The sequence below is a fragment of the Rossellomorea vietnamensis genome, from assembly GCF_025398035.1.
GTDB lineage: Bacteria > Bacillota > Bacilli > Bacillales > Bacillaceae_B > Rossellomorea > Rossellomorea vietnamensis_B.
Genome location: NZ_CP104558.1, coordinates 2,994,423 through 3,011,300 on the forward strand (window position 1 = coordinate 2,994,423; position 16,878 = coordinate 3,011,300).

Consider the following 16,878-nt stretch of genomic DNA (forward strand, 5'->3'; position numbering starts at 1 on the left):
GCTGGGTTAAGAGAGATAGAGGGGTATCTGCTTTGTTGGGGGATGAAGCAGGTGCTGTGGAATTAGGGGTCAATGGGAGAATCGGAATATAAAGGCGGTCGGTTGTTTTGAATAAGAAGAGGGAAGTTCATGCTTCGGTTAAGGATGAGCGTTTGGTGGAAAAACGGCGTGATCAGATGATTCGCGGGGCCGTCTCTCTGTTTAAACAAAAGGGGTTTCACCGCACCACGACCAGAGAGATTGCAAAGGCCGCCGGATTCAGTATCGGAACGCTGTATGAATATATACGAACAAAGGAAGATGTCCTGTATTTAGTGTGTGACAGTATTTATGAGCAGGTTCGATTGGAGCTTGAGGAGCTGGATGTCGGTAAAGGAACGATTGAGAGCTTGAGGCTAGGCATCGCCCATTATTTCAAGGTGATGGACCGGATGCAGGATGAAGTGCTTGTCATGTATCAGGAAGCGAAATCCCTGTCTAAGGATGCTTTACCCTATGTCCTTCGCAAGGAACTTGAAATGGTCGGGATGGTGGAAGACCTGATCAAAGGTTGCGTGGAAAGCGGAAAGCTTGGGCTTGATGAAAATCAGTGCCATATGCTGGCTCAAAATGTATTCGTCCAGGGACAGATGTGGGGATTCCGTCGCTGGGCCATGCAGAAACGTTTTACACTCGAGGAATACATTGATCTTCAAATCGAATTGCTTTTTGCAGGGATCATAGGATTTGAAAAACAAGGGAGAACAGGGGGAGTAATATGAGCACGGTTGAGATTTATAAACCAAAGCACCATGTTCGTTTTGTCACGGCATCGAGCCTGTTTGACGGACATGATGCGTCGATCAACATAATGCGTCGGATTATCCAGGCAAGTGGGGCAGAAGTCATCCACTTGGGCCATAACCGTTCTGTAGAGGAAGTCGTCAATGCCGCTATTCAGGAAGATGTTCAGGGGATTGCGATTTCATCCTATCAGGGTGGACACGTGGAATACTTTAAATATATGTACGACCTTTTAAAAGAAAGAGGGGCTTCCCATATCCGCATTTATGGCGGAGGCGGCGGAGTGATCATCCCGCGTGAAATCAAGGAACTTCACGAATACGGGATCGCCCGCATCTTCTCACCTGAAGACGGACGGACTCAGGGTCTTCAAGGCATGATCAATAAGATGATCGAGGAATGCGATTTTCCTACCATCAAGGGAAGCGTGAATCAGGAAGTCGAGAAGCTTTCAACCGGAGATGTGAATACGGTATCGAAGCTGATCTCACTTGCGGAATATCAAGTCGGCGCCAATGAAGAAGTGGCAGCGACAGCCCAGACCGTTTTTTCTGAAATCAAGAGTTTGGCGAAAAAAGCGCCTGTCCTTGGAATCACGGGAACCGGTGGAGCGGGGAAGAGTTCCTTGACGGATGAACTGATCCGTCGTTTCATCAATGAACTTCCTGAAAAGAAGATTGCGATTCTATCCATCGATCCAACGAAACAAAAAACGGGTGGAGCCCTACTTGGGGACCGGATCCGCATGAATGCGATCTTCAATCCGCGTGTTTACATGCGAAGCCTTGCCACACGTGGTTCGAAGACGGAACTTTCATTGGCCATCAAGGACGCGATCAATGTCGTGAAAGCGGCAGGATATGACCTGATTGTCGTGGAAACGAGCGGAATCGGGCAGGGGGATGCGGAAATCGCCGAGATCTGTGATATGTCTATGTACGTCATGACGAGTGAGTTCGGTGCACCGTCCCAGCTGGAGAAAATCGATATGATCGACTATGCCGATCTTATCGTCATCAATAAGTTCGAGCGCAAAGGCTCTGAGGATGCGAGACGCCAGGTACAGAAGCAGTACCAGCGCAGTCATATGCTGTTTGATAAAGATCTGGATGACATGCCTGTGTACGGTACGATTGCCAGCCAGTTCAATGATCCGGGCACAAATGCTTTATTTGCAGCCATCATTGAAACGGTGAACAAGAAGATGGAGCTCGAGTGGAAAACAAGCTTCTCCAAAGACGTCGATGTTGAAAAGCAAAACGTCATCATTCCAAACAATCGCCGTTATTATCTCCGTGAAATTGCGGAAACGGTCCGCAATTATCATAAAAAAGCAGAAGAGCAGGTAAACCTGGCACGCCGTTTGTTCCAGCTTGAAGGGGCAATCGAAGCGGTCAATGAAAAAGAAACGAATGACGGGGTCGTAACGTCCCTTCAAACGTTGAAAGAAGAAGTCGAAAACAAACTGACATCAGAATCGAAACAGATTTTACAAAAATGGGATAACCTCAAAGAAACGTACAGCAAGGATCAATTCATCACAAAGATCCGCGATAATGAGATTGTCACTGAATTAAAGACAAAGAGCTTATCCGGACTCGATATCCCGAAGGTGTCCCTTCCGAAATACAAAGACTACGGTCAAATCTTGGATTGGGTCTATAAAGAGAATGTTCCGGGATCATTCCCTTATACAGCAGGAGTGTTCCCTTTCAAACGAAAAGGGGAAGATCCGAAGCGTCAGTTCGCCGGTGAAGGAACGCCTGAACGGACGAACCGCCGTTTCCACTACCTGTCGAAAGATGATGATGCGAAACGCCTGAGTACGGCTTTTGATTCTGTGACTTTATATGGGGAAGATCCGGATCACCGTCCTGACATTTACGGAAAAGTCGGGGAGAGCGGTGTGAGCATCTGTACGCTGGAAGATATGAAGAAGCTGTATGCCGGGTTTGACTTGTGTGCTCCTTCCACATCCGTGTCCATGACGATCAATGGTCCTGCACCGATCATCCTTGCCATGTATATGAACACGGCGATCGATCAGCAGATCCGCATGAAGGAAGAAGAACTCGGCCGCGTGTTGACGGTGGAAGAGTATGTGGAAGTGAAGGAACAGACCCTTCAAGTCGTCCGCGGAACGGTTCAGGCAGATATTTTAAAAGAAGATCAGGGTCAGAATACGTGTATCTTCTCAACTGAATTCGCCCTGCGCATGATGGGGGATATCCAGCAGTATTTCATCGATCACAAAGTACGGAACTATTACTCTGTATCGATTTCCGGCTATCACATCGCGGAAGCGGGAGCGAATCCGATTTCCCAGCTTGCCTTCACGTTGGCGAACGGTTTCACGTACGTGGAATACTATTTAAGCCGTGGGATGGATATCAATGCCTTTGCGCCAAACCTATCATTCTTCTTCTCGAACGGCCTCGACCCTGAGTATACGGTGATCGGACGTGTCGCACGACGCATCTGGTCGACGGTGATGAGGGATAAATACGGGGCGAATGAACGCAGTCAGAAACTGAAATATCACATCCAGACATCAGGTCGTTCCCTGCATGCCCAGGAAATCGACTTCAATGATATCCGTACGACGCTCCAGGCGTTGATGGCTCTGCAGGACAACTGTAATTCCCTGCATACGAACGCTTATGATGAAGCGATCACGACACCGACGGAGGAATCCGTGCGCCGTGCCATGGCGATCCAGATGATCATCACGAAAGAACACGGATTATCGAAAAATGAAAATCCGCTTCAAGGATCGTTCATCGTAGAAGAGCTGACGGATCTCGTGGAAGAAATGGTCCTCACGGAATTCGACCGCTTAAATGACCGCGGCGGCGTACTCGGATCGATGGAAACCCAGTATCAACGCGGCAAGATCCAAGAGGAATCCATGTTCTACGAAATGAAGAAGCATTCAGGTGAGCTTCCGATCGTGGGAGTGAACACGTACCTGAATCCGAATCCACCATCTGAAGAAGACATGGACAGCATGGAACTGGCACGTGCCACAAAAGAAGAAAAAGAAACACAAATCCATAATCTGCGGGACTTCCAATCACAACACAAAGACGAAACCGAAGAAGCCCTCACCCGCCTGAAACAGGCAGCGGTCGGCGGAGGAAACATCTTCGAACAACTCATGGAAACCGTGAAAGTCGCAAGCCTCGGCCAAATCACACGCGCCCTCTACGAAGTAGGCGGCCAATACCGACGCAACATGTAACAACGAAAAGGAAAATGAGACTACTGTACAAATGCAGTGGTCTCTTTTTTACAAATGGCTTATATTTGATGGTCAGTATGCATAGTATGAATGATGGTGGCATTAAGCTTTTTGGGTCGCGTTTCTCTCATAAAAAATTAAAAAGAAACCACAACAAGTTTAAAAACCCGCCAAACCGTCTATCCTTTATACGAAATCAACCAACTTTTAACATGAACTTAATACTTATAGGGTAAGATATCCTATATAATAAGAATTATCAGACAAGTGAACGGGGAAGTACGATACATACGTTTGGATGTGAGACTGTGAAGACCATTTTACGCTGCATACTATTCATCATCACCATATACGCCGCCATCCTTTTATATCAATTTCAACTCGGTGCCATCCCTTTTTTCCTGCTCTCTTTTTATCTATTTTATGAAGCGTTCCGGGTGATCAAAAACGGTCAGAAAGAAGAGAAGTTAGGAAATGGCAGGCCTTCCTGAAATCAAATGCGAAAAAAATGCGGGAAATACGAGATATGTCTGGCATAAAGTGATTTATATTGTTTATAATGTTGAATATGGTTAAAATTGATAATGGAGAATTTTTGCCCTTTTTTACTCTACTTAGTAGAGTGTGAAATAGAGAAAGGAAGTGCGTAAAGTGAGTCTTAAGCAATTATCCAAAGAAGAATTGCGTCAAACATCATTCATTGAATTGGCACATGAAATTTTAGTAGAGAAAAAGCAAGCGATGGCATTTGAAGAGATCGTTAGCGAAATCAAAGGTTTGCTTGAAATCTCTGATAAAGAGGTTAAGAGCCGTTTACTTCAATTCTACACGGACTTGAATATCGACGGACGTTACATCGCCATGGGGGATAACCGTTGGGGATTAAGAGAATGGTACCCGGTTGATCAAATCGAGGAAGAGACCGTTCCAACGATGAAATCCAGCAAAAAGAAAAAGGCGAAGAAGAAAGACGAAGATCTGGATCTGGATGATTTCGATGATCTGGATGATGAAGATCTGGATTATGATGATCTTGATGATGCGGACGATGATGATGATCTTACGGATGACGACGACGATGTCGATGTGGATGATGCAGACGAGGATCTGGATCTTGATGACGACGAGGAAGAGCTCGAGATCGATGAATTCGACGATGTCGACGATGAAGATGAAGACGAAGAAGATGAATTGGAAGAAGAGGAAGAGAAATAATCTCTCCCGAATCAGTATGGCTCCCGCCAGGCTTTTGGGCCTTTTGGGGGCCTTTTGATTTGCGTGAAATGAGTGAAAATTCTATCCCTTATTCTATGCTTGACTTCTACCTCTTAGGAAGGTAGTATTTTATTTGGGCTCCCTAAAAAGGGACAGATCACGTATATCACGCTCCCCTTACAAGATTGTAAGCGGGGCGTTTTTTGTTTTTATAAGAAGAATGCATTGACATGAACGGGTTGTTGCCAACCTTTCATAAGTGGAGGATCGATTCTTTCAAGACCCCTTCCATTTTTATGTATCTTGATCATAAGAGGCTGTCTTAAAGCTTGAGTATGCAGGTGAATTTATTTTAAGAGAATGGACTTGTCCTTCTTTGAACAAGATAAATTCATGACATACCTACAATAGACACCCTCTACTTTTTTTGAACCAAACTTACTTTGAAGGGGGACATATACATGACTAAGTATATTTTTGTAACAGGCGGCGTAGTGTCGTCACTAGGGAAAGGGATCACAGCAGCGTCCCTTGGAAGACTATTGAAAAACCGTGGAGTGAGCGTCACGATCCAGAAGTTCGATCCATACATCAACGTGGATCCGGGAACGATGAGTCCTTATCAGCACGGTGAAGTATTCGTAACCGATGATGGTGCTGAGACGGATCTGGACCTTGGCCACTACGAGCGTTTCGTTGACATCAACCTGACGAAATACAGCTCTGTGACAACGGGTAAAATCTATTCTACTGTTCTGAAAAAAGAGCGCCGCGGGGATTATCTTGGCGGGACTGTGCAAGTCATCCCGCATATCACAAATGAAATCAAAGAGCGCGTGTACCGTGCCGGCCGCGAAACGAATTCCGATGTCGTGATCACGGAAATCGGTGGAACGGTCGGGGATATCGAATCCCTTCCATTCCTTGAAGCGATCCGCCAGATCAAGAGTGATGTCGGCCGTGACAACGTGATGTACATTCACTGTACGCTGATTCCTTATATCAAAGCGGCGGGCGAAATGAAGACGAAACCGACCCAGCACAGTGTAAAAGAGCTTCGCAGTCTCGGGATCCAGCCAAATGTCATCGTCGTACGTACCGAAATGCCGATGACCCAGGATATGAAAGACAAGATCGCGTTATTCTGTGATATCGATAAACATGCCGTAATCGAAGCGATGGATGCAGATACGCTTTACTCAGTACCACTTGCCCTTCAGGATCAGAAGCTCGATGAAATCACGTGTCAGCACTTGAAGTTGAACTGCCATGAAGCAGACATGACCGAGTGGAATGAGCTGGTTGACCGGGTGAAAAACCTTTCCCGCAAAACAAGGATCGCCCTTGTCGGGAAGTATGTTGAATTACAGGATGCTTATATTTCTGTAGTCGAAGCCCTTCGTCATGCAGGATATCATTTCGACAGCGACATTGAAGTGAGATGGTTGAACTCTGAGCTTGTCGACAACGAAAATGTGGCAGAGAAGCTTGCTGACGTGGATGGAATCCTTGTACCAGGCGGCTTCGGTGACCGCGGTGTCGAAGGAAAGATCGCTGCGACGCAATATGCCCGTGAAAACAAGATTCCTTTCCTTGGAATCTGCCTTGGTATGCAGCTGGCATCTGTTGAATATGCGCGTAATGTCCTTGGACTTGAAGGAGCACACTCGGCTGAGCTGAATCCTGAAACGCCATATCCGGTCATCGACCTTTTACCGGAACAAAAGGATATCGAAGACCTTGGCGGGACCCTTCGTCTCGGACTATACCCATGTAAGCTGACAAAAGGTTCAAAAGCCTATGCAGCCTACGACGGGGAAGTCGTATACGAACGTCACCGTCACCGTTTCGAATTCAACAATCACTACCGAGAGCAAATGGAAAAAGCCGGCTTCATCTTCTCAGGCACAAGCCCGGATGGCCGTCTTGTGGAAATCATCGAGCTGAGCGACCACCCATGGTTCGTCGCATCTCAATTCCACCCGGAATTCACATCACGCCCGACACGCCCGCAGCCTCTATTCAGAGACTTTGTGGAAGCGTCCCTTGCGTATGGTGAGAAATAAGATTTGAATGATAGAGCCCTCCCGGTTTGGGAGGGCTTTTTTATATTGTTGGGTGATCATTTCCGGAGACCCGCCACAGAATTTTTTTAAAAAAGAATATTGACAATATTTCCACATATCGTTAATATAGCGATTATAGCAAAAGCGAACACAACCAATTTCATATTCTCTTATAAAGAGTTGGCAGAGGGACTGGCCCGATGACGCCCGGCAACCTACCGTTTTACGACGGAAAGGTGCTAAGACCTGCAGGAAGCATTTCCTGAGTGATAAGAGCACGTTTATTTATACATAAACCTCTTTTCTCTTGGGAAAAGAGGTTTTTTTATTGAAAAAAATAGAGGGGAACACCCTCGGGAGGAGAAAAGAAAGATGAAAAAAACGGCATCATTACTCGTATTAATCGCACTACTTTTCAGTTTGGCGGCTTGTCAGCCAAAGGTATCACAGGAGGCGGAAGCAGACGGTGGGGAAGCGACTTCCGATCATCCGTTAGCCAATAAAAAAATCGCCCTTATTATGCAAATCAATCTCGGGACATTTTCCGCTCAATACATAGAAGGGGTCAAGGAACAGGTGGAAAAGTTCGGGGGGAAGGTTCAAGTGTTCACTTCGGAAGGGGACCTGGCCAAAATGTCCTCTAACCTGGACGCGGCGATCAACCAGAAATTTGATGGCATTCTGATCGACCATGGAACGAAAGAAGCACTGCAATCAGGGGTGGAAAAGGCGAAAGAACAAAATATTCCGGTTGTTGTATTCGATGCGGATGTGGCATCAAAAGGAGTGACGGTCCTCGAGCAGGGGGACAAACAAATGGCTGAACAAACCTTGACGAAGCTTTCAGCTGAGCTTGGCGGCAAGGGTGAAATCGTAAAGATTTGGGTCGCAGGCTTTGCGCCCATGGAAAGACGTCAGGCGGCATACGAAGAATTTTTAAAGGAAAATCCAGATATCAAAGAGGTCGCGGCATTTGGAGCGGCGAGTCAGAATACAGCGCTGGATACACAGGCTCAGATGGAGGCCATCTTGAAACAATATCCAAACAAAGGGGACATCGATGCTGTCTGGGCAGCGTGGGATGAATTTGCGAAAGGTGCCGTCCGGGCAATCGAAGCGGCGGGGAGAGATGAAATCAAAGTATACGGAATCGACATGAGTGACGAGGATCTTCAGATCATTCAAAAAGACGGCAGCCCATGGGTGGCATCGGCAGCTGTAGATCCGAAAGATATCGGCAGGGTCCAGGTCCGCTTCCTTTATCAAAAGCTGAACGGAAAAAAAACGCCTGAAAAGGTGAAATTGGATCCCGTGTTCATTGAAAAAACTGCTTTACCGAAAGAATCGATTACAACGGATCAATTGAACGAGCATATTGAAGGATGGGGAGCGAGTGAGCAGGGGTATACAGATGAGCTGAAAGAGCTCGAATCTTCGTTCACAAACTAGAAAGGAGTTGGGAGCGATGGCGTCTCCACTATTGACTATGTCGGGTATCAACAAGAGCTTTTCGGGAGTGAAAGCCTTGAAAAATGCTAGATTCGATGTGCGGGAGGGAGAAGTTCATGCCCTGCTGGGAGCGAACGGGGCAGGGAAAAGCACCCTGATGAAAATTTTATCAGGAGCCTATGTCGGGGACAGCGGAGACATCATTCTTCTCTCTGAAAAAAGAGTCTATGAATCTCCGAAGGAAGCCAAGGAACACGGTATTCACTGTGTCTACCAGGAAGTGGATACCGCCATCGTTCCCGAACTCTCGGTGGCGGAAAATATTTGCCTGGATCAATTCTCTCAAAAAGGTTCCCTCTTCATCACTCAAAAAAAGCTGAAAAAAGAAGCAGAGGCGGCAATGAGTAAAATCGGGGCTGAATCGATCCCCCTGCATCAGCCCGCCGCTTCGTTAAGTCTGGCTGAAAAGCAGTTGGTCCTCATTGCCCGTAGCCTTCTCCACAAAGCAAAAGTCCTGATCCTGGATGAACCGACGGCACCACTTAGTTCTTCAGAAACAGAAAGGTTATTCCAGGTGATAGACGATTTAAAAGAAGAGGGAGTGGGGATCATCTTCATCTCCCACCGGCTGCCTGAAGTGTTTCAGATTTCCGACCGCATCACAGTGATGAGAGACGGTGAGACAGTCGGAACGTATGAAACACATCAAACGAGCTCACATGAAATCATAGAGGCCATGCTGGGTGGGGCATTCCAGACAGATTTCCAGAAGGGCTCCCTTGTGGCAGGTGAAACACTGTATGAGGTAAAGGGGCTGGACGACGGTAGAAAAGTGAAAGATATTCACTTATCGGTCAAGGAAGGAGAAATAGTCGGGGTAGTGGGTCTTGTCGGCGCTGGAAAAACGGAGCTAGCCAAAGCTTTATTCGGAACCTCACACCTTGAAGGAGGAGAGTTCTTCCTCAAAGGGAGAAAGCTCAAGATTCACTCTCCCAAGGAAGCGGTTCAAAATGGATTGGCACTCGTTCCCGAAGAGAGGCGGAAAGAGGGGCTGTTCATTCATGAATCGGTTCAGCACAATCTCAGCTTTCCTTCCTTGAAGAAAGTATCCAACGGGTTATGGATCAATAAGAAGAAGGAACGAAAGCTTGCTCAGGAAAAAATCCGCTCCCTTGGAATCAAGACTGCCCACGAGGACGTTCAGGCGAACTTTTTAAGTGGGGGGAATCAGCAGAAGGTGTCCATCGGGAAGTGGCTGACGGATGAGGCTTCGGTCTTCTTATTTGATGAACCGACCAAAGGGGTGGATGTGGGAACGAAAAAGGAAATCTTCTCCCTCATTCAATCCCTCGCAGAAAAAAGGAGGGGGATTCTCTACTTTTCCTGTGAGTTACAAGAAATCCTGACGATCTCGGACCGGATTCTCGTCATGTATGATGGCCGGATCGTCAAAGAACTAACAAAAGAAGAAGCGACGCAGGAAACCATATTGTTTTATGCTTCAGGAGGGACGGATGTGCATGAAAGGCAAGATACTCGACTTACTATTTAAATACGGTGCCATCGTGCTGATGGCGGTGATCCTTCTCTTTTTCAGTTTCTACAATCCCTTCTTCTGTACATATGGAAATCTGTCAGATATCCTGCGGTCGATTTCCATCGTCACGCTGGTAGCCGTCGGGGTGACATTCACCCTCATTGTCGACGGCTTCGATTTGTCTGTCGGATCGACGGTTTCCTTATCCACGGTCGTGACGGCATCGTTGATGGTCTGGTATGAAGCCCCGCTGTGGATCGTCCTTCTCGCTCCATTACTGGTAGGGGCCGGGGTGGGGTTGTTCAACTCCTTACTGATCGTGAAATTCGGTATTCCCGACCTCCTCGCAACATTGGGGGCCATGTACATCATTTCAGGTGTTCACCGTACATATACAGAAGGTTATTCGATTTACAATCACATGCCCATGACCACAGGAGGCACGGCGCCAGGGGAATTCTCCGACACGTTCCTGTGGATCGGTCAGGGAAAATGGCTTGGCCTGCCGGTACCGGTATGGATCATGCTCGTACTGGTCGCGATTGTGTATGTGATCATGCACTTCACCACGTGGGGCCGCATCCTGTATATGACGGGAGGAAATGAAGAAGCCTCACGCTTATCCGGGGTCCGCGTGAAGCGGGTGAAGCTGATTGCCTATGTTTTGTCAGGCATATTCGCATCGATCGGCGGAATCCTGTTCACGGCCCGGGTCGGATCCGGCCAGATGGACGCCGGTGCCCCGCTGCTGATGGAAGCCGTCGCAGCCGTATTTGTCGGCTTTTCCGTCCTCGGTGCCGGAAAGCCCAACATACTCGGAACCTTCTTCGGGGCAGCCCTGATCGGGGTCCTGCTGAATGGATTGACCATGATGAACCTTCCATACTATGCATTTGAAATCATCAAAGGGAGTGTACTGGTATTAGCGTTGGCCGTGACGTATATTCATGCGAAGAAGCGCAAGGCTTGAAAAAAGAGAGGCATCCCGGTCGGATGCCTCTCGATTACTTTCAGGAATTAGTCCTCATACTCCTCCAACATCTCACGGATCACAAACCCCAATGCGAAATAGAGATAAAGGGCAGCCATGCTTGACGGGAAGCTCACGCGCTCACCGATTTCATCGCCGGGGAGCATCCCTTTGATCACTTTTGTATCCAGGTGAATGTCGGCAAGGTCCATAAGACTTTCTTCCCCTTCCACCATGCCGGACACCGCTACAAATGGCACACCGTCAGCAGAAAGTTTCTTTGCGAAGGCAACGGCCTCTTCATCAGTCGAATAGCGGGTGACGATCAGCACACGATCCGCTTCCGTCAGTTCAATGGAAGAATCATATCGTTTGGCAGAAGGAAGCGGCTCGGCACCGAACAGAGCTTCTGCTGTGACGGCTTCCATTTCACGGTATGCCTTTATGTAGATGCTTCCTTGTCCGATGGCGGCCTGGGCAAGGAGGCGTGCGCCGTCCTCGATTTCGAATTCTTGTTTATCATAAATCCGTTTGAACAGTCCCGTTAACTGTGTGGTGAACATTTTGATCATTAAATTCAATCTCCTTCCATATTCATCTTCGACATTTTTCATCATAACCCTTATTATAAAGGGGAAAAAGGTCTCTAGCAAAATCTTGAGAACAAGCAGGATTTTTTTACAGAAAAAGAGAATAAGTAATAAATATACAATTATTTACCGTCGGAATACATAATTCACTAAAATGTAAAGGGGATTGGGGTATATGAATGAGAAGATTCTGATTGTGGACGATCAATTTGGTATTAGGATTCTATTAAATGAAGTGTTGCAAAAGGAAGGCTACCAAACATTTCAAGCTGCGAACGGCATCCAGGCTCTTGAAATAGTAGATAAGCATTCCCCTGATCTGGTTTTGCTCGATATGAAAATTCCTGGAATGGATGGAATTGAAATCCTGAAGCGGATGAAGCAGAAAGATGCGGATATCCGCGTCATTATCATGACTGCATACGGAGAACTCGACATGATTCAGGAGGCAAAGGACTTGGGAGCGCTTACCCATTTTGCGAAGCCGTTTGATATTGATGATATCAGACAGGCCGTCAGACAGTATATTCCAGTATAAGGAAGTTATTTGAATAGTGAAAATAGTAGTATTTTTAACATTTCGCCTCTGCAGTTGGTAAAATTAATTCTGTTTTGGTATGATACAAGTGAATTTGTTAACTATGTCACAAGGTGTTATACATAACACCGCCATTTATACCAAAATGGTCGACTGACTGAATACAAGGAGGAAATAACTATGCCTTTAGTTTCAATGAAAGACATGCTTATCCAAGCAAAAGAAAAAAGCTACGCAGTAGGTCAATTCAACCTGAATAACCTTGAGTTCACTCAAGCGATCCTGCAAGCGGCTGAAGAAGAAAAATCACCTGTCATCCTTGGTGTATCTGAAGGTGCTGCCCGTTACATGAGCGGCTTCAAAACAGTTGTGAAAATGGTTGAAGGTCTTATGGAAGACCTGAACATCACCGTTCCTGTTGCGATTCACTTAGATCACGGTTCAAGCTTTGAAAAATGTAAAGAAGCGATCGATGCAGGATTCACTTCTGTTATGATCGATGCTTCTCACGGTCCTTTCGAGGAGAACATTGAAACGACTTCTAAAGTGGTTGAATATGCTCACTCTAAAGGTGTTTCTGTTGAAGCCGAGCTTGGAACTGTCGGTGGACAGGAAGATGACGTAGTAGCAGACGGCGTTATTTATGCAGATCCTAAAGAGTGCCAAGAGATGGTTGAACGTACGGGTATCGATACTCTTGCACCTGCTCTTGGTTCTGTTCACGGTCCTTACAAAGGTGAACCAAACCTAGGATTCAAAGAAATGGAAGAAATCGGTGCAGCGACTGGAGTACCTCTAGTCCTTCACGGTGGTACTGGAATCCCTACAAAAGATATCCAAAAAGCGATTTCTTTCGGAACAGCTAAAATCAACGTAAACACTGAAAACCAAATTGCTTCTGCCAAAGCGGTACGTGAAGTACTTGCAGCAGATACAGAAGTATATGATCCACGTAAATACATGGGACCTGCACGCGAAGCGATCAAAGCAACAGTCGCTGGCAAAATGCGCGAATTCGGTTCTTCTAACCAGGCGTAATAGTAGACAGGTAATGTTTGGAAAGTCCTTGCGTGTAGGTTAGGGGCTTTCCTTATGTGGTAGAAAAAGAATGAAGCTGTAGGATGGGACTGGCACCGGGAGAGGTTTATACCTTTTGGGTCAGTCCCTTCCGTTCATTAAAAGATGATTGAAAATTTTGTCGAAAATGGGGTAGAGGAAATGAAATTTTTCATAGACACAGCAAACATGAGTGAAATCAAGGAAGCATTTAACTGGGGTATCATTTCAGGAGTGACGACGAATCCGTCCCTTGTAGCAAAAGAAAAGGGCGTAACATTCGAGGACCGATTAAAAGAAATCACGGATCTTGTCCCTGGTTCTGTAAGCGCTGAAGTCATCGCGTTGGATGCTGAAGGCATGATCAAAGAGGGCCGGGAGCTTGCGAAGATCGCTCCGAATATTACGGTGAAGCTTCCAATGACGCCGGACGGTCTGACGGCTGCATCCACTTTTGCTAAAGAAGGGATCAAGACAAATGTCACGCTGATTTTCAGTGCGAATCAGGCGCTTTTAGCGGCTCGTGCTGGAGCGACGTATGTTTCGCCTTTTTTAGGAAGATTGGATGATATCGGTCATGACGGCCTGGAACTGGTTTCCCAGATTGCCGAGATCTTTGCGATTCACGGCCTGGAAACGGAAATCATCGCGGCTTCCACCCGTCATCCGCAGCATATTACGGAAGCGGCGCTCCGAGGGGCACATATCGCAACCGTTCCTCTTAAAGTGTTGAAGCAACTATTCCAGCATCCCCTGACGGATAAAGGAATCGATGCCTTCTTGAAAGACTGGAACAATCGCTGATTTTAGGTCAATCGGTCCAAAGGAAAAAAATCCGATTATCCTATACATGTTTTGACGAATTATGTATACACTAGTAGACAATACTTCTTAGAACGTCTTCTATTGGAAAAATAATCCTTTTTGTTTTAGGTATAGGGAAGCATGCCCTAAATCGATGAACAGTGGAAGGGAGTTTAATATGGAAAAGCTAAAAATTGCAGGAGGTTATCCCCTTGAAGGTACCATTAAAGTCAGTGGGGCCAAAAATAGTGCGGTAGCCTTGATCCCGGCAACCATTCTTGCTGATTCTCCGGTCACAATCGAAGGGTTACCAGATATCTCTGATGTAAGAACGCTGAAAGATCTCTTAGAAGAAATCGGCGGTACCGTCTCATTGGAAGATGGGGATATGAGAGTAGATCCAAGTCAAATGGTGTCCATGCCTTTACCAAGCGGAAAGGTGAAAAAGCTTCGTGCTTCCTATTATCTAATGGGTGCGATGCTCGGACGCTTCAAAAAAGCGGTCATCGGATTACCGGGTGGATGCCACCTCGGGCCGCGTCCGATCGATCAACATATTAAAGGGTTCGAAGCACTTGGAGCGGAAGTCACCAACGAACAGGGTGCGATCTATCTCCGTGCCGATGAACTAAAGGGTGCCCGCATCTACCTGGATGTCGTGAGCGTCGGTGCAACGATCAACATCATGCTTGCAGCCGTTCGCGCGAAAGGCAGAACGATCATTGAAAATGCGGCAAAAGAACCTGAAATCATTGACGTTGCGACATTGCTGAGCAATATGGGTGCGAAGATCAAAGGAGCAGGAACAGACGTGATCCGCATCGATGGAGTGGACGAGCTTCACGGCTGCCGTCACACCATCATCCCTGACCGTATCGAAGCGGGGACATTCATGATCCTTGCCGCTGCAGTCGGTAAAGGGGTACTCGTCGACAATGTCATCCCGTTACATATGGAATCGGTCATCGCCAAGCTCCGTGAAATGGGAGTGCCCGTCGAAACGAATGACGATCAGATCTTCATCGGAAGAGCAGACAAGCTCAAATCCGTCGATGTGAAAACATTGGTTTACCCAGGATTCCCAACGGATCTTCAGCAGCCATTCACCACGCTGCTGAATCGTGCAGAAGGCTCTGCCGTCGTAACGGATACGATCTACTCAGCCCGCTTCAAGCATATCGATGAGCTGAGAAGAATGAATGCCACAATCAAAGTGGAAGGTCGTTCCGCCATCGTCAACGGTCCCGTCCAACTGCAGGGAGCCAAAGTGAAGGCAAGCGACCTCCGGGCAGGAGCCGCCCTCGTCATCGCAGGCTTAATGGCAGAAGGCATCACCGAAGTCACCGGCCTCGAACACATCGACCGCGGCTACAGCGACCTCGTCGCCAAACTCGAAGGCCTCGGTGCCACCATCTGGCGTGAGAAGATGTCCGTTGAGGAAATGGAGCAGATGAAGTCGTAGTTTCCGTAAAAGTTTTGCCTGTTCGGCCCATTATGTCCTACTTTTTTCGAAAAATAGTCTCTCAAACAGGTTTAATGTGTTACAATAAATCTGTCAATATGTTATACAATTTAAGAATATTGTAAAACAAAAGGGATTACGGGAGGCTATATACATGGAAAGAAGTTTATCAATGGAGCTAGTTCGAGTAACAGAGGGGGCTGCCCTTGCATCGGCACGCTGGATGGGTCGCGGAAAGAAGGATGAAGCGGACGACGCTGCAACTTCTGCCATGCGCGATGTATTCGATACCGTACCGATGAAAGGAACGGTCGTCATCGGTGAAGGGGAAATGGATGAAGCTCCAATGCTTTATATTGGTGAAAAATTAGGGACAGGCTACGGTCCGCGCGTCGATGTAGCCGTCGATCCGCTGGAAGGAACGAATATCGTTGCTTCCGGAGGCTGGAATGCACTGGCGGTACTCGCGGTGGCAGACCATGGAAACCTACTGAATGCACCAGATATGTATATGGATAAAATCGCAGTCGGACCGGAAGCGGTCGGGGAAATCGACATCAACGCTTCTGTCATCGATAACCTGAAAGCCGTTGCGAAAGCAAAGAATAAGGATATAGAAGACGTGGTGGCGACAGTCTTGAATCGCCCGCGTCATGAACATATCATCCAGCAGTTGAGAGAAGCGGGAGCCCGCATCAAGCTGATCAATGATGGAGACGTGGCAGGCGCCATGAACACGGCATTCGATCATACGGGTGTCGATATCCTGTTCGGATCCGGCGGTGCTCCAGAGGGAGTTCTTGCGGCCGTTGCGTTGAAATGCCTTGGAGGAGAAATCCAAGGAAAGCTTCTTCCACAAAACGATGCGGAACTTCAGCGCTGTATCAGCATGGGGCTGGATGTGGACAAGATCCTTCGAATGGAAGACCTCGTATGCGGTGACGATGCCATCTTTGCAGCAACAGGTGTAACAGACGGGGAACTGCTAAGAGGTGTTCAGCTCAAAGGCACATACGGCCTGACTCATTCAGTCGTCATGCGTGCAAAGTCCGGTACCGTCCGATTCATCGACGGACGCCACAGTCTTCAGAAAAAGCCGAACCTGGTCATGAGATAATAGAAACAAGCCATACAGAGAGAGAAACCAACTCCTCTTAAATAAGAGTA

General features: G+C 47.2%; 14 protein-coding genes and 1 riboswitch. Of the genes, 13 read left to right on the top strand and 1 reads right to left on the bottom strand.

Annotation, left to right across the window (positions count from 1 at the left end):
* The first annotated feature begins 176 nt into the window (after nt 1-176).
* The 8 genes from N5C46_RS15510 to N5C46_RS15545 all read left to right on the top strand — a co-directional run bounded on the left by N5C46_RS15510 (nt 177) and on the right by N5C46_RS15545 (nt 11,261).
* Complete coding sequence (locus N5C46_RS15510) at nt 177-761, top strand: TetR/AcrR family transcriptional regulator (protein ID WP_420720463.1); 585 nt, start codon at nt 177-179, stop codon at nt 759-761.
* Entirely contained in the window at nt 758-4,024 is a 3,267-nt protein-coding gene (gene icmF / locus N5C46_RS15515) for a fused isobutyryl-CoA mutase/GTPase IcmF (RefSeq protein ID WP_261749279.1), read from the top strand. The genes N5C46_RS15510 and icmF overlap by 4 nt, the downstream gene beginning before the upstream one ends.
* Before the next feature lie 308 nt (nt 4,025-4,332).
* Nucleotides 4,333-4,515, top strand: a complete 183-nt coding sequence (locus tag N5C46_RS15520; protein ID WP_061810870.1) for a hypothetical protein — start codon at nt 4,333-4,335, stop codon at nt 4,513-4,515.
* A gap of 160 nt (nt 4,516-4,675) precedes the next feature.
* A complete protein-coding gene (gene rpoE, locus N5C46_RS15525; RefSeq protein WP_261749280.1) occupies nt 4,676-5,239 on the top strand; it encodes a DNA-directed RNA polymerase subunit delta in 564 nt (187 codons plus the stop codon).
* A 461-nt stretch (nt 5,240-5,700) separates the two neighbouring features.
* Nucleotides 5,701-7,305 carry a CTP synthase gene (locus N5C46_RS15530; protein ID WP_224522532.1) on the top strand — a complete coding sequence of 535 codons (1,605 nt, stop codon included), beginning with the start codon at nt 5,701-5,703 and terminating at the stop codon, nt 7,303-7,305.
* 167 nt (nt 7,306-7,472) lie between these two features.
* A riboswitch (SAM riboswitch) is annotated at nt 7,473-7,581 on the top strand.
* A 96-nt stretch (nt 7,582-7,677) separates the two neighbouring features.
* Entirely contained in the window at nt 7,678-8,754 is a 1,077-nt protein-coding gene (locus N5C46_RS15535) for a sugar ABC transporter substrate-binding protein (RefSeq protein ID WP_261749281.1), read from the top strand.
* A 16-nt stretch (nt 8,755-8,770) separates the two neighbouring features.
* Nucleotides 8,771-10,306 (top strand): sugar ABC transporter ATP-binding protein, encoded by a 1,536-nt coding sequence (locus N5C46_RS15540; RefSeq protein ID WP_261749282.1) that lies wholly within the window; start codon nt 8,771-8,773, stop codon nt 10,304-10,306.
* Nucleotides 10,275-11,261: an ABC transporter permease gene (locus tag N5C46_RS15545; protein WP_261749283.1), complete on the top strand. Its 987-nt coding sequence runs from the start codon at nt 10,275-10,277 to the stop codon at nt 11,259-11,261. The genes N5C46_RS15540 and N5C46_RS15545 overlap by 32 nt, the downstream gene beginning before the upstream one ends.
* A 47-nt stretch (nt 11,262-11,308) precedes the next feature.
* Here N5C46_RS15545 and N5C46_RS15550 read toward each other — a convergent pair whose 3' ends face one another.
* Nucleotides 11,309-11,833 carry a DUF2529 domain-containing protein gene (locus tag N5C46_RS15550; RefSeq protein ID WP_261749284.1) on the bottom strand — a complete coding sequence of 175 codons (525 nt, stop codon included), beginning with the start codon at nt 11,831-11,833 and terminating at the stop codon, nt 11,309-11,311.
* 193 nt (nt 11,834-12,026) lie between these two features.
* Here N5C46_RS15550 and N5C46_RS15555 point away from each other — a divergent pair, with 193 nt between their 5' ends.
* The 5 genes from N5C46_RS15555 (at nt 12,027) to glpX (ending at nt 16,828) form a co-directional block, all read left to right on the top strand.
* Nucleotides 12,027-12,389, top strand: a complete 363-nt coding sequence (locus N5C46_RS15555) for a response regulator (protein WP_034765110.1) — start codon at nt 12,027-12,029, stop codon at nt 12,387-12,389.
* Between the two features lie 180 nt (nt 12,390-12,569).
* Nucleotides 12,570-13,427 carry a class IIb fructose-bisphosphate aldolase FdaB gene (gene fdaB / locus N5C46_RS15560; RefSeq protein ID WP_034765113.1) on the top strand — a complete coding sequence of 286 codons (858 nt, stop codon included), beginning with the start codon at nt 12,570-12,572 and terminating at the stop codon, nt 13,425-13,427.
* A 180-nt stretch (nt 13,428-13,607) separates the two neighbouring features.
* Nucleotides 13,608-14,249: a fructose-6-phosphate aldolase gene (gene fsa, locus N5C46_RS15565; RefSeq protein ID WP_261749285.1), complete on the top strand. Its 642-nt coding sequence runs from the start codon at nt 13,608-13,610 to the stop codon at nt 14,247-14,249.
* Between the two features lie 178 nt (nt 14,250-14,427).
* Entirely contained in the window at nt 14,428-15,711 is a 1,284-nt protein-coding gene (locus N5C46_RS15570) for a UDP-N-acetylglucosamine 1-carboxyvinyltransferase (RefSeq protein ID WP_261749286.1), read from the top strand.
* A 154-nt stretch (nt 15,712-15,865) separates the two neighbouring features.
* A complete protein-coding gene (gene glpX, locus N5C46_RS15575) occupies nt 15,866-16,828 on the top strand; it encodes a class II fructose-bisphosphatase (RefSeq protein ID WP_034765120.1) in 963 nt (320 codons plus the stop codon).
* The last annotated feature ends 50 nt before the right edge of the window (nt 16,829-16,878 follow it).